This is a genomic window from Novipirellula methanifontis, assembly GCF_052161655.1.
Lineage (GTDB): Bacteria > Planctomycetota > Planctomycetia > Pirellulales > Pirellulaceae > Novipirellula.
Genome location: NZ_CP197418.1, coordinates 3,677,585 through 3,699,161, shown reverse-complemented (window position 1 = coordinate 3,699,161; position 21,577 = coordinate 3,677,585). Strand labels below are relative to the sequence as shown.

Annotated in this window: 13 protein-coding genes; 8 read left to right on the top strand and 5 right to left on the bottom strand. The window is 54.4% G+C overall.

Annotation, left to right across the window (positions count from 1 at the left end; all coding sequences use genetic code 11):
• The first annotated feature begins 69 nt into the window (after positions 1-69).
• Together ileS and purN are read left to right on the top strand one after the other, a co-directional pair.
• Positions 70-3,498 (top strand): isoleucine--tRNA ligase, encoded by a 3,429-nt coding sequence (gene ileS, locus SH528x_RS12935; RefSeq protein ID WP_442510937.1) that lies wholly within the window; start codon positions 70-72, stop codon positions 3,496-3,498.
• A 14-nt stretch (positions 3,499-3,512) separates the two neighbouring features.
• Positions 3,513-4,094: a phosphoribosylglycinamide formyltransferase gene (purN, locus tag SH528x_RS12930; protein ID WP_442510936.1), complete on the top strand. Its 582-nt coding sequence runs from the start codon at positions 3,513-3,515 to the stop codon at positions 4,092-4,094.
• Positions 4,095-4,169: 75 nt separating this feature from the next.
• Here the strand turns inward: purN and SH528x_RS12925 are convergent, their stop codons facing one another.
• Positions 4,170-4,574 carry a hypothetical protein gene (locus SH528x_RS12925; RefSeq protein WP_442510935.1) on the bottom strand — a complete coding sequence of 135 codons (405 nt, stop codon included), beginning with the start codon at positions 4,572-4,574 and terminating at the stop codon, positions 4,170-4,172.
• A gap of 151 nt (positions 4,575-4,725) precedes the next feature.
• Between SH528x_RS12925 and SH528x_RS12920 the strand changes: the two genes are divergently transcribed.
• Positions 4,726-5,427: a transposase gene (locus tag SH528x_RS12920; protein ID WP_442510934.1), complete on the top strand. Its 702-nt coding sequence runs from the start codon at positions 4,726-4,728 to the stop codon at positions 5,425-5,427.
• Between the two features lie 242 nt (positions 5,428-5,669).
• Here SH528x_RS12920 and SH528x_RS12915 read toward each other — a convergent pair whose 3' ends face one another.
• On the bottom strand, positions 5,670-5,999 hold the full coding sequence (locus tag SH528x_RS12915; RefSeq protein ID WP_442510933.1) for a type II toxin-antitoxin system VapC family toxin: 330 nt from the start codon (positions 5,997-5,999) through the stop codon (positions 5,670-5,672).
• Entirely contained in the window at positions 5,996-6,250 is a 255-nt protein-coding gene (locus SH528x_RS12910; RefSeq protein ID WP_442510932.1) for a type II toxin-antitoxin system Phd/YefM family antitoxin, read from the bottom strand. Before SH528x_RS12910 ends, SH528x_RS12915 begins: the two co-directional genes overlap by 4 nt.
• Before the next feature lie 602 nt (positions 6,251-6,852).
• On the opposite strand from SH528x_RS12910, the gene SH528x_RS12905 reads away from it, so the two are divergent.
• From SH528x_RS12905 to SH528x_RS12890, 4 genes are read left to right on the top strand one after another with little or no spacing between them, the layout of a single operon-like run.
• On the top strand, positions 6,853-7,905 hold the full coding sequence (locus SH528x_RS12905; protein ID WP_442510931.1) for a LacI family DNA-binding transcriptional regulator: 1,053 nt from the start codon (positions 6,853-6,855) through the stop codon (positions 7,903-7,905).
• Positions 7,898-9,448, top strand: a complete 1,551-nt coding sequence (locus SH528x_RS12900; protein WP_442510930.1) for a sodium:solute symporter family transporter — start codon at positions 7,898-7,900, stop codon at positions 9,446-9,448. The genes SH528x_RS12905 and SH528x_RS12900 overlap by 8 nt, the downstream gene beginning before the upstream one ends.
• A complete protein-coding gene (locus SH528x_RS12895) occupies positions 9,445-11,064 on the top strand; it encodes an FAD-dependent oxidoreductase (protein WP_442510929.1) in 1,620 nt (539 codons plus the stop codon). Before SH528x_RS12900 ends, SH528x_RS12895 begins: the two co-directional genes overlap by 4 nt.
• Positions 11,061-13,937 (top strand): exo-alpha-sialidase, encoded by a 2,877-nt coding sequence (locus tag SH528x_RS12890; RefSeq protein ID WP_442510928.1) that lies wholly within the window; start codon positions 11,061-11,063, stop codon positions 13,935-13,937. The genes SH528x_RS12895 and SH528x_RS12890 overlap by 4 nt, the downstream gene beginning before the upstream one ends.
• Positions 13,938-14,078: 141 nt before the next feature.
• Here the strand turns inward: SH528x_RS12890 and SH528x_RS12885 are convergent, their stop codons facing one another.
• Together SH528x_RS12885 and SH528x_RS12880 are read right to left on the bottom strand one after the other, a co-directional pair.
• On the bottom strand, positions 14,079-17,252 hold the full coding sequence (locus SH528x_RS12885) for a VIT domain-containing protein (RefSeq protein ID WP_442510927.1): 3,174 nt from the start codon (positions 17,250-17,252) through the stop codon (positions 14,079-14,081).
• Positions 17,253-17,281: 29 nt separating this feature from the next.
• The gene (locus SH528x_RS12880; protein ID WP_442510926.1) at positions 17,282-17,968 is read right to left on the bottom strand and encodes a helix-turn-helix domain-containing protein; all 687 of its coding nucleotides are present in this window, start codon (positions 17,966-17,968) and stop codon (positions 17,282-17,284) included.
• A 526-nt stretch (positions 17,969-18,494) separates the two neighbouring features.
• Between SH528x_RS12880 and SH528x_RS12875 the strand changes: the two genes are divergently transcribed.
• Positions 18,495-21,527, top strand: a complete 3,033-nt coding sequence (locus SH528x_RS12875; protein ID WP_442510925.1) for a hypothetical protein — start codon at positions 18,495-18,497, stop codon at positions 21,525-21,527.
• Positions 21,528-21,577: the final 50 nt, after the last annotated feature.

Genomic DNA, 21,577 nt, shown 5'->3' with positions numbered 1-21,577 from the left:
TGTTGTCCGGCAAAAATTTGATTTTTGCCGACTCCCGAACACCTTTGCCCTAGCGTCTAAAAGCGATTGATGATGCCCGCTTCCGTGAGTCCTTTCCGTGCTCCACCGAGCAGCCCCAATTTCCCAAAACTTGAACTCGAAGTTTTGCAGTTTTGGGACGACAACGACATCTACAAGAAATCGTTGGCCCAGCGTGCTGATGCCCCTTCGTTTGTCTTCTATGAAGGCCCCCCGACGGCTAACGGGTTGCCGCACCCCGGCCACTGCCTGACTCGCTCGATCAAAGACGTTTTCCCTCGCTACAAGACGATGCGAGGCTATCGCTGCGAACGCAAAGCGGGCTGGGACACTCACGGTTTGCCGGTCGAAGTCGAAGTCGGCAAGGAACTCGGCATCCACAGCAAGGAAGAAATCGAAGCTTTCGGCGTCGAACCCTTCATCCAAAAATGCCAACAAAGCGTGTTCCGCTACATGCAACAGTGGCAAGACCTCACCCGCCGACTCGGATTCTGGGTCGATCTGGAAAAGGCCTACGTCACCTACCATCAAAGCTACATCGAAAGTGTTTGGTGGAGTCTGAAGACACTGTTCGAACGCGGACTGTTGTACCAAGGTCACAAGATCGTTTGGTGGTGGGCTCAAGGAGGCACGGCCTTGTCCGCGGGCGAAGTCGGCCAGGGATATCGCGAGGTTGCCGACCCCAGCGTTTATGTGCTGTTCCCGTTGGTCGACACTCCCAACCGCTCGCTCGTCGTCTGGACCACGACCCCGTGGACGCTGCCTAGCAACATGTTCGCGGCGGTCCACACCGAATTGGAATACGCCGTCGTCCGCGACGATGAAACCGGCCAAGAACTGGTGATCGCAGCCGACCTGGTCGAAACGATCGCCGGGAAACTGAAACGCGAACTTCCCGTTCTGGAAACCATCTCCGGGAAATCGTTGGTCGGGCAACGTTACGTTCCACCCTTTGACAACTATTACAAAACAATCGGCGACGCGACGGGCAAGCTAACCAACGGTGAATCCGAAGCATTGATGTGGCGCGTGGTCGCGGCCGATTTCGTGACCACCGAATCCGGCAGCGGTATCGTTCACCAAGCTCCAGCGTTTGGCGAAGTCGATTACGAAGTGCTGACCCAAGAACAAGCACGGTTCGTCGAAACCGATCGCCCCGAACTGCTGTGCGCTGTCGGTCCCGACGGCAAGTTCACGGACGAATTTGCGGACATGAAAGGCACTTGGGTCAAGGATGCCGACAAACCGATCTCGCGGATGTTACGTGAGTCCGGCAAATTGCTGCTGCTCGAACAATACCTTCACGATTATCCGTTCTGCTGGCGTGCACAAGAAGATCCGCTGATCCAATATCCGCGCCGCAGCTGGTTCGTGCGAACGACGAAGTTTCGCGACCTGATGCTCAAGAACAATTCGCAAATCGGTTGGCAACCCGAACACATCCAAAATGGTCGCTTCGGCAATTTCCTCGAATCCAACGTCGACTGGGCGTTGTCGCGAGAACGTTTCTGGGGTACGCCGCTGCCGATCTGGGTCTGTCAAGAAACCGGACAAATGGAAGCGGTCGCCAGCTACGACGAAGTGCTGGCCAAACCAGGACTGCAGGGAACCGAGGTTTGGGAACAAGCCAAAGCGGCCAATCCGGAATTGGCGGACGATCTGCGAGTCCACAAACCGTACATCGACGCGGTCACCTATGATTCTCCGTTCGCCAAGGGTGCTCGGATGCAACGGGTGACCGAGGTCATCGATTGCTGGTACGACAGCGGTGCGATGCCGTTCGCCCAATGGGGCTGGCCACACCAAAACAACGAATCGTTCCAAGATCAATTCCCCGCCGACTTCATCTCCGAAGCACTCGACCAGACTCGCGGTTGGTTCTACAGCCAATTGGCGATCAGCACGATGTTGTTCGGCGAAGGTGCCTCGATCAGCGAACGAGAAGAAGGCGCCGAAACGAAAAACGTGTCCGAAACCTTTTCCGATCCATTGGCCGATCAAGCCTACCCGCACCCGTATCGCAACTGCATCGTGCTCGGATTGATGCTCGGCGAAGACGGCAACAAGATGAGCAAGAGCTTGCGGAACTATCGCGAGCCCAACGAGATCTTTGACAAGTACGGTGCCGATGCACTGCGTTGGTTCTTCTTTGCCGGACAACCGCCGTGGACCGCCATCCGCTACCGCGAACAATCGATCAAAGATTCGATCCCCGAGTTCTTGCTGCGACTTTGGAACGTCTTTAGTTTCTTCAGCATCTACGCTGGCATCGATGGTTTCGATCCTACCACAGCAACCGACGCGGACGACCAGCTCACCTCGGCGAGTCTGGCGTCGGCACCGACGTACCGCGATATCAGCGAGCGAAGTGAAATCGATCGCTGGATCATGTCCGAACTGAATCGCACGAATGAAATCGTGGTCGATCGCATGGACGTGCTGGATAACTACAACGCCTGCCAAGCGATCACGTCGTTCGTTGATGGGCTGAGCAATTGGTACGTTCGTCGTAGCCGTGATCGTTTCTGGGCCAGCGACAAGGACTCGCAAGACAAGCACGATGCGTACTGGACGCTGTACGAATCGCTGCTGCAAATCACCAAGATTGTCGCTCCATTTGTGCCGTTCCTGTCTGAAACGCTTTGGCAAAGTTTGACTGAACCGTTTGGGGATCACACACGAAAGAGCGTCCACCTGTGCGATTACCCGATGGCCGATAATGATCGCATCGATGCGAAACTTTCGACCAGCATGAAATTGCTGCGGGAAATCGCTTCGCTGGGACGCGCGGCACGTGCCGAAGCCAAACTAAAAGTACGCCTGCCACTTTCGCAAGTCGAAGTGGTACTGGCGGATCCATCGGAGATCGACTGGCTGAAGTCACACGATTTGCTTGTCCGCGAAGAATTGAACGTTAAGTCGGTCGACTACACCACCGAAGGAGACCAATACGTCCAGTACTCGGTCGTGCCGAATTTCAAACGACTCGGACCTCGGGTTGGCAAGAACATGCCGGCGGTCAAGAAAGCATTGGCTGCTGCCGACGGCAACACGCTGCTGACGGCACTGGGGCGTGACGGATTCGTTGAAATCGAATTGCCTGGCGGTGAGTCGCTGAAACTTGACAACGAAGACATCGAAGTTCGTTTGAAAGCCAAAGAGGGCTGGGCGGCGAGCCAAGGTGCCGGCAGTGTTGTGGTACTAAACACCGAAGTCACCGACGAACTCCGCCGCGAGGGGATTGCCAAGGATCTGATCCGTACGATCCAAAGCAAGCGAAAAGAAATGGATTGCGGCTACACGGATCGCATCACTGTGGGCATCATCAGCGAAGACATCGAAGTTGCGACGGCGCTGAAAGAACACGGTGACACGATTTGCAGTGAAACGCTCGCCAGCGAACTTCGCTCCGATGCGATCGCGGGTACGGAGCCAAGCGAAACGGAATTTGGCAAAATCTTTGTTCAGAAAAACGCCTAATGCCAGAAGCCAACATGAGCGAATCGAAACTCCCCATCGCGATTTTCTTGAGCGGCAGTGGGCGTACGCTTGCCAATCTGATCCGGCATCGTGACGAACACGGATTGCCAATCGACATCCGTTTGGTGATCAGCAGTCGTGATGATGTGCGTGGGCTCGATATCGCCAAAAACGATGGCATCCCCACGCGAGTTGTTCGCAAACGTGATCATCGCGACCCGTTTGATCACACGCGAGAAATGTTTGATCCCTGCCGCGAAGCCGAGGTCAAATACGTCGTGATGGCGGGTTATTTGAATCACGTACTGATTCCCAACGACTTTGAAAACCGAGTCATTAACATCCACCCTTCGCTATTGCCGTCGTTCGGCGGCACAGGGATGTACGGACATTTTGTGCATGACGCGGTGCTAAAACGAGGCGTGAAGATCAGCGGATGCACGGTCCATTTCGTTGACAACGAATACGATAACGGACCGATCATCGTGCAACGCTCGTGCCCAGTAAAACCCGATGACGACGCCGACACCTTAGCCGCCCGCGTGTTCGAGCAAGAGTGCCTAGCGTTGCCCGAAGCACTACGAAACTTGCTCTAAGGACCGCCGGAACATTAAGTGACGGTCGTCACTGGTAGCGGAAGTCGTCAAGATTTCCGTAAGTCACGGGACAGGTCAAAACTCTTTTTTAGTCAACAGGGACACAGCATCTTTTGTGATTGCGTCGCAAGATTGCAAGAGGCTGTGGCCAAAATTTGGAATAAGTGGCTGCGTGAAGTTGTGCTGAGGTTTGCCCCACCGGAGCGTGCCCAAGCGGAAAGCAGCTTGCTTGGTTTTCGCGATCACATTTTTCAACCTCTCATTTTCTAACCTTGCTTCCCCTTTTTCGCTAATGTGTTTCACCTCAATTGCGGTGTCAATTGGAGTGACGGTGCCGTGGCAGAGATGCAGCGAGTTGCCACAGCACCAACGCCGAATAGCGGACGAGAAGGTTAGAAAATGGGAGGTTAGAAAATCAAAGCTCGGATGCGACCCGCAAGTATCGACACTCCCGTGCGAAATGCCGGTGGAGGCATTCATAAAATGCTGCCCTCCAGCGGAGATGATCGTGTCGTGGTCGCACCAAGCCGCTCGGAGGGTCACATCAAAGGGGTCAGGTCACATCAAAGGGGTCCACATCAAAGGGGTCAAACCTCTTTCTTTGTTAGCGAGGTCCTGCTACAATCAGAGAATGCCACGATCTCCGAGAGCTGACGAAGCAGGCGGGATTTACCACGCCTTGAACCGCGCAAACATGAACGCACCGATTTTCAAGAAGGAAGGCGACTTCCTCGCTTTTGAAAATGTGTTGCATGAGGCATTGGGTCTGTATCGAGTTGAACTTTACGCTTATCAATTGATGACGAACCATTGGCATTTGATTATTCGCCCGTTGGTCGATGGTGAAATGGGCCGGTTTTGCAAGTGGGTTGGAGGCACTCACACGATGCGGTACCACGCACACTACGATTCCGCCGGTCGTGGGCATCTCTATCAGGGCCGCTTCAAAAGCTTTCCAATTCAGGACGACGAACATTTTTTGGTTGCCTGTCGCTACGTCGAGCGAAATGCGTTGAGAGCGAACATGACGGCGCGGGCGGAAGACTGGCGATGGGGTTCCCTTTGGCGTTGGCTCCAACGGCCCGAGCCAGATCCGAAGTTGTTGTCTCCATGGCCAATCCCTCGGCTTCCAAACTGGGTCTCTCGTGTCAATGAACCATTGTCAGAAAGCGAGTTGAAAGCGATCCGAATCTGTGCGAATCGCGGTGCACCGCTGGGAGATGAAGGCTGGGTCGAATCGATTGCCAGGCGGCTCAATCTGGAATCCACAATGCGGCCAAGAGGTCGTCCACGAGTTCGACCATTACCCGAAGACACCAAAAAAGAGGTTTGACCCCTTTGTTTCGTTTGACCCCTTTGTTTCGTTAAAAAAGAGGTTTGACCCCTTTGTTTCGTTTGACCCCTTTGTTTCGTTTGACCCCTTTGTTTCGTTTGACCCCTTTGTTTCGTGTGACCCCTTTGTTTCGTGACCCCTTTGTTTCGACCTGCCCCCTTTGTTTCTCCGCCGTCGGGTTCAGGCGTTGACGTTCACGCGACGATGAGAGGAACCGAATAGGCGGCAATCGCCGCGTCTCGCTATACCAGGGTGCAGCCCTCTTCGTTCGCTTGCGCGATCAACATCCGATCGAACGGATCGCGATGATGAGCGGGCAGCGTTTCCACGCTCCATGCGTGCGCGAACCACACGGGGAGTTCTTCAAGCCCGGCATCGACAATCGCTGGTGCGATGTCGGCGGGTGCAGTGAGCTTGCCGAGGCTCCGCTTAATCGCGATTTCCCAAGCGACGACCGAACTGACAAGAACGTCATTCCCTGGTTCCGCAATGGCATCGCGTGCGTCGTCCGAAAGCAGGTTCGGATCGTCAAGCCACCACAGAACGACATCCGTGTCGAGTAGTAGTCTCACTCTTCGCCCGCACCAAACGCTTCGGCGATGTCAGCCGGCAGTTGGTCGAAACCGGGAGCTATCACAATCTGCCCCTTCAGTTGACCGCCGCGACGCGTCGCGTGTTGGTTCGCTAGCTTGGCTGGTTCGGCGACCAACTTCGCGATTGGCTGTTCGTGATCCGTGATGACCAATTCCGCACCGGGAGCCATACCCGCGATCAGGTCTTTCAGTTTGCCCTGTGCGTCATCAATCGAAATTCGATCTGACATTTTGTCTTTCCAGTTGGCTGCGATGCCACCATTCTACCTAACCAAGATCAGTCAGGCAGAGACCGACGTTGGACAGTGGTTGCAATGATGCCCTTGGTCGTTTGGCCCAGAGTGAAGAGGAAAAAAGGGCCCGTAGTCGCAATCTTCGGCACGTTGCCGCCAGCCTGGAGTTGAGCGAACTTCGCCGAAGGCACTACGACCCAAATGGTCGCTGGATGAGCAACCAAGACTCCGAGCGTGAAGCGAGCCTCCATGCGGTGGGGACTCTGTATGAAGGCATCGAAAACCACTCAACATCACTGAAACATACACACAACCCTCAAATGGAACTTCACATCTCCATTTAATTTCCACAAAATCATTCGGCCTCATGGCTGCCTTCCTCCACATTAGAAACAGCTAAAATCCTTCATGTTTCCATGCTGGAGTTGCATTTAATGATGTAAACCGCTTGGAGTTGGGCCCTTCTTACGCTGCTGGGCTTGATGTATACGCATCGAATTACGCCTGCTCGTTTTTCATGTATATTCACAATTGCAACTCACGTATATTCATATAAACTCTTATGCGTTCCAGCATTCACCCTTGGAGATCAACGGCCGATGTCGAAAACTGTGCCCAGAACGATGACCGAGGTGGCTCGGCGGGCCGGCGTCTCTCAGGCGACGGTCTCGCGTGTCGTTAACCGAAACGGTTATGTCTCGGACGAGGTCGCCGAATCAGTGGCCAGGGCGATCGAGGAACTCGGCTACCAGCCCGTGGCGCGTCGCAGCACCCCCGAAAAGGAAAAGGCGGCTTCACCGACTTCGCCCGCGGGCAGCATGATCGCATTGGTGATGCTGGACGATTCCATGAATGCGAATCCGACGTTGGCGCTATCAAAACTGCGTGGCGTCGAAGCGGCGGCCGCAAACGAAGGGTTGACGGTCTCGATTACACGGATGCATGGCGGTGATCCATTGCCAGTCACGCTGAAGCGGAAAGACATAGTCGGTGTTTTGTTGTGGGGGCGATCGGCCGATCCAGCTCTGAAGCGTGCCCTCAGCCACCTCCCTACGATGTGGCTCTCTTCACACGCCGAGGACGGAGGCCAGGTCGTGCTGGTTGGCAATGAACAGGCGGGGCGTATTGCGGCGGACTATCTAATTCAACATGGCGTCACGCGGCCGGCGTTCCTTTGTCTATCCCCGGACCGACCCGCCTTTGAGCAGCGTGGCAACGGATTTCGATTCGGGCTGCATGTTGCCGGGATGGAGTCTCAAACGTTTGTCAACGCAGAAGTCAGCAGCGTACCTCTTGAGTCGTTATCGCGCACCAAGAAATCTCGCATCGTCGCGACACTCTTGGACCAAATGCTAACGTCCGAGCACAGGACCGACGGTATCTTTATCCCGGATGATCAGATCACTTGTTTGGTCTACGCGGAATTGCGAAAGCGAGCAATTGAACCTGGTAAAGACATCCTCATCGTGTCGTGCGGAAATGAAGACGCCTACCTGAACGGACTGTACCCGCGACCGGCGACAATCGATTTGGCACCAGAAGCGACGGGACGCTTGGCTGTGGAACAGCTACTGAGGTTGGTCCGAAATCCCGTCGCTGGCAAGCGAGCTTCGGTAGTCGTTACTCCGGAGTTGGTGCTTGGCGATGAGTGAACTGCAAGTGCGTTGGCTCGATTACGCTGCCATTTTTTTGTATCTCGGTGCGATGGCTGCGATGGCGGTGTACTTCGCCCGGCGGAACACGAACACCGAAGAATACTTTGTCGGCAATCGCGGCTTTTCGGGCTGGGTGATTGGTCTGTCGATGCTAGGGACGATTGTCTCGTCGGCTACCTTCTTGGCGTTGCCCGCGGCGGCTTATGCACTGGATTGGCGGCAGCTAGCGGTGAACCTGGCGCTGCCGTTTGTGGCGGTCATCGCCGTATTGGTTTTTATTCCGTTGTTTCGACAGGGGAAGATGACGACCGCATTTGAATACCTCGGAATGCGATACGGAATGGTGCCACGACTGTACGGCACGTTCAGTTTCATCGTGATGCAGTTGATCCGTTCGGCTCAGGTGCTGTTTTTATTAGCGCTGCCGATTCAATTCTTGACGGGTGCACCGCTGGGCATCGTGATTGTGGGAGCGGGCATTTTTGTCGCGTTCTATACGGTGATCGGCGGCATCGACACGGTGATCTGGACCGATGTGGTGCAGACGGTTGTGTTGTTTTGTGGAGGGATTGCTTGTGCATCGTCGATCATCTTGGCGTTGCCCGGTGGTATCAGCCAAGTCATCGAAATCGGTACAACGCAAAACAAGTTTTCCTTTGGCAGCTTTGATTGGGATCTTTCCCAACGAACGTTCTGGACCGTTGCGTTGTTAGGTGTCGTCAATTGGTTGGCGATCTATGGCGGAGATCAAAACATCGTTCAGCGTTATGTGTCTGCCAAGTCAACTCGCGAAGCTCGCAAGGCAACCATCATCTATTCGAGTTTGGCGCTACCGATGTGGGCGTTCTTCTTTTTCGTCGGTACAAGCGTCTTTGCGTATTACCAAACCTTCCCCGATCCGGCCGTTGCGGCATTGCAAGCGGATCAGGTGTTACCCTTCTTTATCTTGAATCATATTCCCGCTGGTTTGGCGGGGTTGATTGTGGCGGCCATCATTGCCGCCGCGATGTCGACGCTCGATTCGAGCTTAAATGCGATTGCCACGGTCACAGTCGTCGATTTGATGAAGCCTCTCTTGGCTCGTGATCGCAGCGATCGGTTCTATTTGGTTGCGGCGCGGGTGATCGCGACCGCGGCAGCCGTACTGATAATCCTCGGTGGACTGATCTTCGCGAATTTACCCAAAGAAAGCATGAATGACATCTCATTGATCGTGACTTCCATCTTTGGTGGCTGTTTGATGGGGTTGTTTATGGTGGGCTTCTTCACCAAGCGAGTCGATGGCTTCTCGGCGACTTGTGCGTTGCTAGCGGCCGTTGTCTTCAACGTTTATCTCGGGCTCGGCGCGATGCAAGTCTTGCCTGTCGATTACCGCCTTCCAGTTCATAGCTATTGGACGGGTGCTCTCGTCAATTTCACTTTCATTTTGTTCGCCTATGTGATCGCGAGGTTGCGAAACCGCACGCCTCGCGATCTAGCGGGACTGACGGTGTGGACCCTCAATACCAACTCAAGTAAAAGTAGAAACAGTCGCGCATGAGCGAATCCAAACCTCTCACACAAGTCTTTGACGTCGTCGTCATCGGTGGAACGCCCGGAGGGATTTCCGCAGCGATTGCGGCAGCCCGAAGCGGATGTCGCGTTGCGATCACCGAACATCATGCTCACCTCGGGGGCATGGCGACCAGCGGTCTAGGCAAAAGCGATATTGAAAATCGCGAGATGATTGGAGGCATCTTTGCGGAATTCGTTGCTCACGTTCGCTCGCACTACGCGGAGCGTTTCGGAGAAGACTCGCATGATTTTTCGCTGTGTCGCGAAGGTTACTATTACGAACCCTCGGTAGCCGAGGCGATCTTTGACCGGATGCTCGAGAACGAGGGTGAATGTGTCTGCGTCTTACGAAGTCACGTGTTGCAATCGGTGGAAGTGATCAATGGACGCGTTCGCCGGGTGCACGTGATGTCCAGTGAAACCGCTTCCCAATTGCGGCTAGAAGCTTGCGTGTTTATCGATGCGAGCTACGAAGGTGATCTGTATGGGCTGGCCGGCGCAGAGTTTCGCTTGGGACGCGAGTCGCGAGACGAATTTGATGAGCCGCACGCTGGTTTGGTTTACTATGACTACGAAGAAGGCGTGTTCTTAGCGGGCACCACGGGCGAAGGGGATGGTCGCTTACCCGCCTACACCTACCGATTCTGTCTGACCACCGATCCCGATAACGGCTACGTTCTGCAACAGCCTCCGGAGGATTACGATCGGCAGTTGTATCTGCCCTATCACGACGACTTAGCGGCGGGGCGTTTGTCGGCACCGCGGCAACTGATGTCCGGCTGGGGGTACTACCCCGAACATTTTGACACTTTGTTGCGGGCTCTGTCCGTGACAGAACTTCCCAACCAAAAAATTGATGCGAACATCAACCCGCGGCCATTGGCGTTTCCGTTTGCAGAGCAAAACGTGGGCTACGTCGAGGAGACGGAAGAGAAACGCGAGCGGATCCGCCGTCGCCATCGTAACATCGCACTGGGGCTGCTGTACTTTTTGCAAAACGATCGTTCTGTTCCCGAAAAGCAGCGAGAAATGGCTCGGCGTTACAACTTGCCGCTCGATGAGTTCACCGACAACGATCACTTCCCGTATCAGCTTTATGTGCGTGAGGCGCGTCGCCTGAAGGGGCAATACACGTTGACCGAACATGACATCGCTCGGATAAGCGATGATCCGACCGCCGGGATGCATGAGGATGCAATCGCGGTGGGCGAATTCCCGATTGATAGTTTTCCGACTCAATTGCGAAAGCCAACCGATACGCGGGTTCTCGAGGGGTACTTGGGCATGCTCAACAAGATCACGCGTCCCTACCAAATTCCGTATCGGATCATGCTGCCTGAACGCGTCCGCGGTTTAATCGTGCCGGTTGCCGCATCGACGACTCACGTTGCCTACTCTTCCATCCGTATGGAGCCGACCTGGATGGCAATGGGCCAGGCCGCTGGCGTCGCTGCGTCGTTGGCGGTGAAGGGAAATTGTGAGTGCGACGCGATTTCGATTGACGATCTACAACAAACGCTCCACGGGCAAGGCCAGATTTTGGAACCACGTCTCGCCACAGCAACATCAACCAACAGCACGAAAGCCGAGGGCTCTGTATGAATATCAAGTCACTGATCTACGCGGTTCTAAGCGTGGCAACGATTCACGGTGCGGTTTCGGATGCCAACGAACTTGACTATCCCGACGCCGTTTCGAATCCGATGTCGCCGTTGATGCTGGCGGGAGACTCCTTTCCGGACGACAAGCACCAGATCGATCAAGCCAAGTTGCCTCGCGTGTCCGGTGAACACTCCGTGGTCAGCGACGTTAGGGAAGCTCACGGAGTCAATCAACACAATTATTTGGTCAACCATCAGGGCAAGTATCTGATCATGTGGAGCGATGGTCCTGAGTTGGAGGACCGTGTCGGACAGCGAGTCAAATTCGCTACCAGTGACGATGCGGTGCACTGGGGCGAACCTCGCTTCCTAACTCCTGCCCCCCCTCACTCCGGGCCGGACTCGCCGTACTACAACACCCGGTCGCCCAAAGGTTTCCGCTATATCTCCCGCGGCTTCTGGCAACGCGATGGTGAACTGTATGCACTTGTCGCACTGGACGAAGCTGCCGGATTTTTTGGCCCAAGTTTAGAACTGCGAGCGTTTCGATTTGATGCCGAAAACGAAAGCTGGCACGATACCGGTATCATCGCCGATAACGCGATCAACAACTTCCCGCCCAAACGCATCCCCAGTGGTGAGTGGATGATGTCGCGACGCCCCTACAACTATGCATCCGCCGGAGTAGATTTCCTGATCGGCGGCGTCAAGTCGATGACGGACTGGGAATCGTTTCCGGTGCTTGGAACGAACAGCCAGCTTCACGCCGAGGAACCGTTGTGGTGGGAGCTGCCCGATGGAAATCTTGCCGCTCTGTTTCGAGACAACGCCCACAGCAAATTTCTGTATCGAGCGTTTTCAGCGGATAACGGACGGACTTGGAGCAAGCCGGTCAAAACGAACTTTCCCGACGCGACATCCAAGCTTTACGGATTTCGGTTGAGCGACGGACGTTACGTTTTGATCTCCAACAGCAACCCGCGGGCACGCGACCCGCTCACGATCGCGATCAGCGACGATGGGTTGGTGTTTAACAAACTGGGCTATCTCGCGGGCGGTCGGCAAGTGGATTATCCGCATGCCATCGAGCACGACGGAAATCTATTGGTTGCCTTTGCCAGTGGCAAGCGAACCGTGGAAGTTTTGAAGATCGAACTGTCTGCGCTGGATCAACTCGCAATGCCAGAGACAGTGCAGTTGAACAGCCCTCTGCCAGCCATCGTGGCTCCCAAACCGGCCGCGAACGCGGACTGGATTGATCTCGGCGACGAAGGCGACCAGTTCTATCTGGCCGCCGACTTTCGTGTTCCCGAGCGAGGGCAAACTTTCGACTTGAGACTTGCCACAAGCGGCGGTGAAGAACGTGTCACAATCGGCATCGCTGCCGATGGCGTGCTGTCAGCCGGACTGTACAAAACGATCGCTCATGGGCCCACGTTGGATCAAGGCAAATCGCTATCGATGCTCGTTCGCATCGCGAGCCACGACAAAAAGCCCGACGAGCTGTTCGTACAAATCGGTCCGGCCGGCAAGATTCCTTCCGAACCGACGAATTTGTCGGATTGGACTCTGGTCAATCGCCAGGGCAGCAGCCGGGCGAATCTTGGACGCATTCACGTCGCCGCGGACAAAAACTCGCTTGAGTCCACCCGCGTTCGGATTGGCAACAGCGCCGCGGATTTGATCGACGCTAAACCGGCCAAGTTCTCCGTCGTGCCCCCTAAGCCTCGCGTGCCTTTACCTGATCTGTCGATGGCGGATCCGGTCACAAACCCGAAAAGTGCCTTGATGCTGCGGCTTGCAAAAACCGGCACGGATCCTAACAAGATCGATTTTGATCAGCTTCCGAAATTGCATTCACAACACGCAATCATCAGCGATGTACGAGATCAAGGAGGCAATTGGGTACATCAGCACGCCTACGTTGCCCGACACGATGGCCGCTATTGGGCGATGTGGAGTGACGGTCCCGGAAAGAGATTTGAACACTTGACGGCTCAGCAGCATCGCAATGTCGTTCCGCACCACGATCAAGCGGGCACTCGCGTGTCTTACGCCACCAGCCTCGACGGCGTCAACTGGAGCAAGCCTGCCGATTTGACCGGACCGCCCCGCCTCGAAGGCTTTGGGTGGATCGCCCGCGGGATGTGGATTCGCGATGGAGAACTGCTGGCGCTTGCGAGTCATTTTCGGGCCCCTGGTTATCCCGGTGACGGACTCAGTCTAGAGGCGTTTCGCTGGAATGCCACCGCAGGCATCTGGGAAGCTCACGGAACCGTTCTCGACGACACGCTTAACAACTTTGCCCCCAAACGTTTGCCGTCGGGCGAATTCATGATGACACGCCGCGATCATCAGCGCCGCGTCACGGTCATGATCGGCGGTGACAAGGCGTTTGATCAATGGCGTATTTCGCCCCTCGCCAGTTACGGGAAGAACGGTCAACCCGAAGAACCTTATTGGTACATCCTTCCGGACCAGAAGAGCATCGTCGGTTTGATTCGTGACAATGCGCGTTCGGGCCGACTGCTACGAACGTTCTCGACGGACAACGGGCAAACTTGGAGTCCGATTGTCGGCACGAATTTCCCGGATGCGACGAGCAAATTTTTCGTCCTTCGCACCTCGCGAGGCTACTATGCATTGGTCTCCAATGCCAATCCGCGAAGACGCGATCCGCTGACGCTCGCAATCAGTCGCGACGGATTGGTTTTCACCGACCTCTTTTATTTGATCGGAGGACGACATATCGACTATCCGCACCTCATCGAGCATGACGGTCATCTGCTCGTCGCCTTTTCAGGGGCAAAACAGACGATGGAGGTCCTGAAGATATCGCTGGACGAAATCGACTCTCGAATCGCCGCTCCCTAGAGCAATTTGTTAAATGACGTGGAATTCAAGCCGTAGCTGCTTTCGCCAGAATGTTGTCCACCGTCTGGCGACGGTGGCTACATTAAGATGCCTAGAAGTCTTTCGAAGCGATCGACAATCTCCATTTTGATGATGACCGCGTTATTGGAGCGTCGATTGCATCGCTCTTGCTTCCCACCATTCCCGCACACAGTTGGGCTGCCCAGGGGCAATTGCATGCTCCCTCGGAGTAATCGCCGTTTGTGCGGCACGGTCGAGTTCAATGAGCACGGTCGTGCCATCACTGGTTTGGGAAAAATGAACTTGATGAGTCGATGCCGTTTCGCCAACGGTGATGTTCATCGTACCCGTTTGAAGTTGGTCCGTGATCGAGACATCAACCTTCGCCAAAATCTTCAGTCGAGCGACGATCGCCGACAACATGCGACTTGGAATGTGCTCCCGATCCACTGCAACACCGTCGATCACATACTGAATGAGAACCGCCTCTGGCCGAGCAGTCAAGATCACATGAGTCGCACGCATCTGAATCGCTTCGGACACAACCAGATTCACCAGTCGAATCACCGGAGCGTCACCGGGTGACGAAGCCTGTTTCACGGTGCGCCTGCGGCGTGATCGCATTGGCGACGGCGAAGGAAGAGGCATCGATTGGATCATGCAAATGTCGTCATCCTCTAGCATACCATCGGTAATGATGTCGTCTGCTAACCCCAGTGATTCGTCTGAACTGACTTCAAAAAAGTCGTCACTGGTTTCTGTAAAGTCGATGGCAGTATCCGTAAACTCCTGCAGCATCGAATCTGCCGACTCGCCTTCGACTTGACCGTAGTGCAAGTTAATACTTTGCAGAATGGCGTCGGGTGATGCGATCATGGTTTGAATGTTTCGGTTGAGAATGAAACGTAATTTTTCGACCGTTTCCAAGTCGGCCGGATCGCTGACCAGGACCGTCAACGTGCCGCCTGATTCGCTCAGCGGCATGACCCCGTTTTCTCGTGCGACCGATTCTGGAATCAGCTCGATCACTTCCATCGGTATTTGCGTATGCCGCAAATCTACGTATGGCATCTTGTACGATTCGGCTGTCACCTGAGCAACCTCCTCGGCAGTGGCATACTCCATCTGTACCAAGGCGTTGCCAACATTGGTGGATATCGAACGAGACAGCGCCTCGGCCTCTGTCAGCTGATCCATGGTCACGATACCTTTTCGAAGGATCAAATCGGCAAACTGTTGTGGTAGCACGGGTCCGCCGGTTGTTTTCGAGACGGGCATGGACCGGTGGGCAACGGGTCGACCAACGGAGGGTTGACTCGGCAACGAGATCAAGCGATTGCGACCGATCGGTGCAGGATGCGCCGGTTGCCACCCTTCGGGTAGCTCAACGGGCTGGTTGATTGAGTGCCGGGCGCCTTTCGTGCTGACTCGCTCCGATTCATCGACAGCGACAAACGCAGTGAAACGTGAAAGCACCTGCGTTTCGAGCGAACAACGAACGATCTCATCCTGCAGCAATCGATCCTGAGCCGATTTAGCCGCAAATTCATCTTCCATCTCTCGCAAAATTGCACGCCCCCACATCGAATGCAGCAAGTTGACAGAGTCGCTAGGAAAGGTCACCGTTTCCGCTTCGATGATTTGGCTCCAAGGCTCACCGCTAGCCAATGTTCCATGCACTGCGATTCGAAGCGACGATGGTTCGGACGTCCGACCGTAGAGGGAAAGAGGGCGTCCGGGATACAGCAACGCATGTTTCGCAGCAGCGATTTGTGTGATCGGGCCAGTATCGTCGACCGCTTCGATCCGCAGATTTGTGATCGACGGCGAACCAATTTCATCGCCAAAACGCTGCATGATCTCATCGAGTCTTTTTTCAGACTCCACCACGTCGTAGATGCCGTCCGTAAACTTGGTCAACCGCTGCAATACGCCGCCGTTGACGGCACGATCGATGCCTAGACAGAACAGACGAGGACGCTTTGACTCGGGCACTTCGCCCAGCAAACGAAGCAGCGAATCTTCGCCAGTGATTTGCCCATCGGTGACCAAAACAATCGACCCGGAACCCTGACCGTTGGCGTTTACATCGGCGATGGAAAGAAACGGCTGCAAACCCTGCTGGATCGCCCGTCCCATCTCGGTGCCGCCGCGTGAACGTATCCCCGCCAGCCAGCAAACTGCTTGATATCGGTTGGCGTCCGTCGCAGGTTGAAGCGAATTGGGATGCGATCGATTGGGTGGTGATTCAATTTGGTTATCGAATGCCAAGACTTGAAAGCGATCATTCGGCCCAAGCGTATCGATCAAACGGCTAATCCCACGACGGGCTGCGTCCATCTTCCAACCCGACATGCTGCCGCTGCGGTCCAGCAAGAAGACAACGTTTTTCGGAAGATCCGATTTACGCGATGGTGGAATGAGGTGAATTGCAAACGTCCCGCTGTCCGGATCACACAACAATGAACCAACGACTTTGGAAGATTCGATCGGCCCTCGCAAAATGAAATCGCGATCGACTTTTTCTCCTGGACGAATCTGAATTCGACAAGATTTCACGACCGATTGGTCGTCGCCGTCTGATTCAACAGCGACCGCGTGCAGACTGCTACGAATTCGGGACGGCCAGTCCGCATGATCGCCCAAGCCGCTGTCGTGGTTACCAGGCTGAACGTCGACTTCGATCGACAGATTCACGGGGCTAGGAAATCCCGGCAACCAAGTTGGCGGCGTGACCGTCGACGCGTCAGGCACTTGATCGGTGTCAACGGCAGTGCCATTTCCCACCGACGCTCCCGGCAACGGAAAACCGGATGTGTATCGTGGTGCGACAACTAGTGGCATCCGTAGTGTCCATTCGCCATGGGCAACGGCTAGGCTTCCGATCGTCTGGATGCGAACTTGGATCGCTTCGCCAGGCGGAATGTTGCCGACTTTCATCGAAAACGTTTCGCCACGATTTTGTTCCAGTAATGCCGCTCGGTAACCTTCATGGATTGCTCGCTGGTAATCGGATCGAGCTTGGCCACGTTCCTTCAACTTGGCATGAACCAATCGGTCGGCTACCCAGATCTCGCATCCCACGACGGCTTGCTCGCCTTCGATCGGGAACACATAGGTCGCTTCGATGCATTCGTCGAATGGGTTGTAGAACGTTTGCTTGATAGTCGTTTGCACCGCCAATCCGACCACGCGACTACGGTAAGCTAGTTGCTGTAGCGGCAAGTTGCCGACGTCGGTCTTGAGCGATCCGAAACCATTCTTCACTTCGGAATCGTCTGTTTCGTCAAGTCGCGGCAGCGTGAAAGATGTCATGGCAATAGCCTCCAAAGAGAAGTAGAAAGTCAGGACCGAGCATCGTGCCGAGGTGTTGACGGGGAAACGATCAAACTCTGGCGAACCAGTTCACTGATCAGCGATTCAGCCGCAGACTGCAATTGCCGGAGGCTGGCGGCGTCGATGACTTCCGCACCGGCGGTCGTGTCGATGGACAGCTGGACTTGGGGGTGCAAATTGATTCGCAGTGCCTGAGACACCTCGCAGGCCGATGACTCTACCAGCGACGACTCTTTCGGCGATGCGTCTGGGGTTGAAGGCAGTGCCGCTGTTCGACTCCAAAATTCACCGCTGACGTCAACGTCTGACGTTTTTTGCGTTGCTGCGGATCGCGTCTGCGATTCACGCAAGTAGCGTTCGGCTTGCTTCCAGAAATCGGTTGGTAACGCCGCCAGCGATTTCAACTCTTTGGGCGGCAGCCCGGTCAGTCGCTGTTGGATATCTGACAGTGATTCGTTTTTCGCCTGCAGTCGCTTGATTGCGACCAGTTGCATCACATGTTTTGCATCATAAAAGGCAGTCCGCCCCCGCATCTCGGCAGGCCGATCCATCAACCCCAGCGTTGTGTAATAGCGAATCGTTCGCGTGTCGGGCACGGCCCGAACTCGCGCAGAAGCTGCGGGAACGTAGTCCGTATCCTGGAGCGCCCGAGCGACCAGTCTTCGCAATTCGGCCATGGAAAAGAATCGGTCCATGCCCCAATACTAACACTGTCATATAACAGTGTCAATGTTTTTATTTGGAATATTTGACGACGAATCGAGGGGCGGGTTTCGGTTTCGGGCTTCGCGTGACTCGTCTGCGATTCAATTTTAGAACAACTGTTCACACCCTGAACCAACGGTGTTGGCCGAACAATTGGCGACAATTGATCTAGACAGGTCGACATACGTCTCCTGGTATTCGAACGCCACTCTCCTCCGCCGTATGGAATGGTCATTGAGACTCGCAAGAATTTCAACGATCGACTTGAACCGCATTGCGACACTCTGCATCAACCCATTGAGGCTGAGTTCTCGATGCATCAGTTGATGCGCTACCCCACATTGCAACGCGGCACGACATGGTGAATTAAACGAGACCTCAAGTCGCTCGCCCTGTCGTGTCAAAGAAAAAAACCACACCCCCCTCCGAATGGTGGCTCGTCCAGTTTTAGTAGCTATACTGAATCTCAGATGTCTTTCAATGTATCTGCTTCTTTGAAACCGAGTGGTACTCATCATGAGTGGCGAACGAGGCTCTCTGCCGGCTGTTTTCACATGGATGGGAGGAGGATTGATCGTTGGGGTCATGGCGTTGTTTGGTCTTCAGCCGGGCGCAAGCCCCGCTTCGTCGGATTCCCCACCGCCCGCCACTCAAACGGATACATCCAACTCGATGTACCCGTCCATCAAAGGCACCATTAGTCTTCCCGGATCGATGTGGGATGACCCGTTCACACATGTTTACGGCAGACAACTACAAGATCTGTCAGCGGCGCGTCCGGATCTGCTAACTAATTCGGACGTAAAGGCCATCCTGAAGGAAAAACTCGGTGATGACGGCCGGATCATGTACCTCGTCGTTCCTGTGCCTGGTGCCGTGAGCACCGATCGAGACGGTCTGGAAAGTCATGTGCGCAAACGTCACGCCGTCGAATTGGCGCTCGCCAACCAAGGATTTAATCTCTCGTTTCCAAATCGCATGACCTATCGACCGGTCAAACTGACTTACCATTTTTCTACACGCGCGGCTGAGAGAAAGAGGGCGTCAGCGGCAGCTCCGACGGCAAAACAAGGATCAGAAGTCGCTAATGTGGCGGACAATCCCAAAGAGGCAGAGGATGCCCAGCCAGGTCCTCAATCAACCGCGGTCAAAATTGAGCCCTTTCTACCGACGAAACTCTATAAGCACCGAAACACAGACGACTACATTTTAATCACGTGGGTCCAAGAAACTCACCTCGGAGAACAACCGCTATCAACCCTCCGTGATATCCTAGAACCGATATTGATTGAACCTAACGAAAAGAAGAACGCAGCCTTTTGTCTGCTGGGTCCTACATTTAGCGGTGCGTTACGCGATCTAGTCAGGGACGGCGAGCAATTGAGTTCGAATGATAAGGCAGACCAAGACGTAACATCGTTTTTCAGTAAATGGGACTTAGGTGCAGTCGTATGCAACACAAGCTGTACCGCAACCGACGCGAGTCTCGGGCTGAACGCAGGGCAATCCGAATTAGAGATTGGTTCTCATAACTTCGTCAAACTCATTCACACCATCGGCTCGGACGAGCGGTTGCTAACCGCACTGCAACGCGAACTGAGTCTTCGCGGAGTCTGGCCGACCGATGGATCGGCGAATCGATTGGTAATTTTTGCAGAGCAAAGTTCGCTTAGCTATGTCGAGGAAATGCAGAAGAGTCTGTTTGAAACCAGCGATCAACAGCCGCTTGTAATCCCCTATCTCAAAGACATTGCCGCATCGGGTAGCGAGCAATCGGGTGGGGGATCGCGAGGCGATAACTCATCGGTCAAAGATTACTTGAACCGTTCTATGACGGAGCTTGGAACGATGGCTTCGTCGCGGTTAATCAATCCAAGTCGCGTCCGTGCGGTGGGAATATTGGGTTCAAGCTGGGAAGACAAGAACTTAATTTTGGAAAAGGCGCGTCCGATCTTCCCTGTCGCCACGTTTTTCACCACCGAACTCGATGCACGATATAGCTTGCCAGATTACAACTCGCATACGCGGAACCTGGTGGTGGCATCCCATTATGGATTGGGGGTACGGGGTCGCAGTAATATTTTTGGACGGGTGAATAACATCCCCAGCTTTCGGGATGGTTACCAAACATCGGCCTTTGTGGGGATGTCCGTTTTGTGCCACGCCTTTTTGGAGAAGAAGCTTAAAGAAGATCGATTTGAAAAGTTTTACGGCGACGTTTCGCAGGACCTCTTCGACTTGGTGGGAAGACGTCAAACGAAAGCGTCCGAGTCGATGTCTCAGTCCTATCTGCAGCCTCTCGCATTCGAAATTGGCACTGGAAATCCAATTCAATTGTCGATGACACAAAGCCCCGAATACTTACCGCTGCGGCAGCCGGCAGGGGTCGCCTCCATTCACGAGCATCAGTCACTGATCTGGGCAATTTTGTTGGCGATGCTTGGCATTTTTCTAGGCTTCAATTTCTTGGCCGCATTTTCCACAGATGCCTCCAATTTTCGAGACAGACTCCGAAGCGGATACACCGCGACCACCAACTTCTTCCAAAACTTCCTTTTCAATAGCGGAAGTACTGGAAAGCATGAGACGGTTTGGCCAATTGCGATTCCTTTGTTCATTGGCATATTAATTTTTTCGATGATGATTATCAGTGACCGCTCGATTGCATCCGAGCCCATTCTTTTCACGGACGGCATTAGCATTTGGCCGACCGTGCTGGGACTCTACTTGGTGATCGTCCTGAGTGTGCGAGAGATCTCAAACAGGTTGCCTAATTTATCAGTCGATGCAAAGACGACCTTGGAACCTCCGCCGAGATCATTGACGTGGAAGTTAGCACTCACCATTGCCATCGTGTTCTACTTGATTTCATTTTTGGAAAGCGGGTTCATTGAGCCACCGGCTCGCGATTGGAGCGTTCGCTGGTTGGCAACCGCACTTCTGTTTTTAGCAACGCTGTGCGTTCTCCTGGTGGCGTGCAAGAGTTTGTTGTTTTCTCTGTATGCGAGAAAAGTGATCGAGAAATTCCGCGATGAGATGCCGACTTCGCCGTTGACGGACGTCGATGGGAACGAGGTGCAACGAAAGATTGTCAATCGCTGTCGCAGCACCATGACGCTCAGCATCGATGCCAGTCGCAAGCTGTTGTGGCCTGCGATTTTGTCGATAATTTTCATTGTGGCTCGCTCCAATTGGTGGGATTCTTGGGGGCACGACAAAAGTTGGATTGCGTTGCTTGTCTCGCCCATCATTATTTCATTTGTGGCAGCCATCGTCGTGCGACTGACCGCAGTGCGATTCCGATCCGAGGCATTGGAGTTTCTCAGCCATCGTCGTTACGATCTGATCTCGCGCAACGACGCGGAACAGCACAAAGATGCACAGAAACTACTGGAAGAGTCGATCAAGGAAATCACGCGGTTGGACCGAGGACCGTTTGGCCCTCTTTCACGCGATTACTTGTTAGGGGCTGCCGCGTTGGTCGTGACGATCCTGTTCACAGGCCCCTTGGGCGCGTTACTAACACGCGTTTTGACAATGATGCCGTGAGTTCGCGGCGGACAAAGTGGGAGGAAGATCTCTGTCAGTTGTTTAGCGGC

Bases quoted from the DNA above. Each gene is read 5' to 3' on its own strand.
- ileS (WP_442510937.1), top strand. From the start codon at position 70: ATGATGCCCGCTTCCGTGAGTCCTTTCCGTGCTCCACCGAGCAGCCCC.
- purN (WP_442510936.1), top strand. From the start codon at position 3,513: ATGAGCGAATCGAAACTCCCCATCGCGATTTTCTTGAGCGGCAGTGGG.
- SH528x_RS12925 (WP_442510935.1), bottom strand. From the start codon at position 4,574: ATGAATGCCTCCACCGGCATTTCGCACGGGAGTGTCGATACTTGCGGG.
- SH528x_RS12920 (WP_442510934.1), top strand. From the start codon at position 4,726: ATGCCACGATCTCCGAGAGCTGACGAAGCAGGCGGGATTTACCACGCC.
- SH528x_RS12910 (WP_442510932.1), bottom strand. From the start codon at position 6,250: ATGTCAGATCGAATTTCGATTGATGACGCACAGGGCAAACTGAAAGAC.
- SH528x_RS12905 (WP_442510931.1), top strand. From the start codon at position 6,853: ATGTCGAAAACTGTGCCCAGAACGATGACCGAGGTGGCTCGGCGGGCC.
- SH528x_RS12900 (WP_442510930.1), top strand. From the start codon at position 7,898: ATGAGTGAACTGCAAGTGCGTTGGCTCGATTACGCTGCCATTTTTTTG.
- SH528x_RS12895 (WP_442510929.1), top strand. From the start codon at position 9,445: ATGAGCGAATCCAAACCTCTCACACAAGTCTTTGACGTCGTCGTCATC.
- SH528x_RS12890 (WP_442510928.1), top strand. From the start codon at position 11,061: ATGAATATCAAGTCACTGATCTACGCGGTTCTAAGCGTGGCAACGATT.
- SH528x_RS12885 (WP_442510927.1), bottom strand. From the start codon at position 17,252: ATGACATCTTTCACGCTGCCGCGACTTGACGAAACAGACGATTCCGAA.
- SH528x_RS12880 (WP_442510926.1), bottom strand. From the start codon at position 17,968: ATGGACCGATTCTTTTCCATGGCCGAATTGCGAAGACTGGTCGCTCGG.
- SH528x_RS12875 (WP_442510925.1), top strand. From the start codon at position 18,495: ATGAGTGGCGAACGAGGCTCTCTGCCGGCTGTTTTCACATGGATGGGA.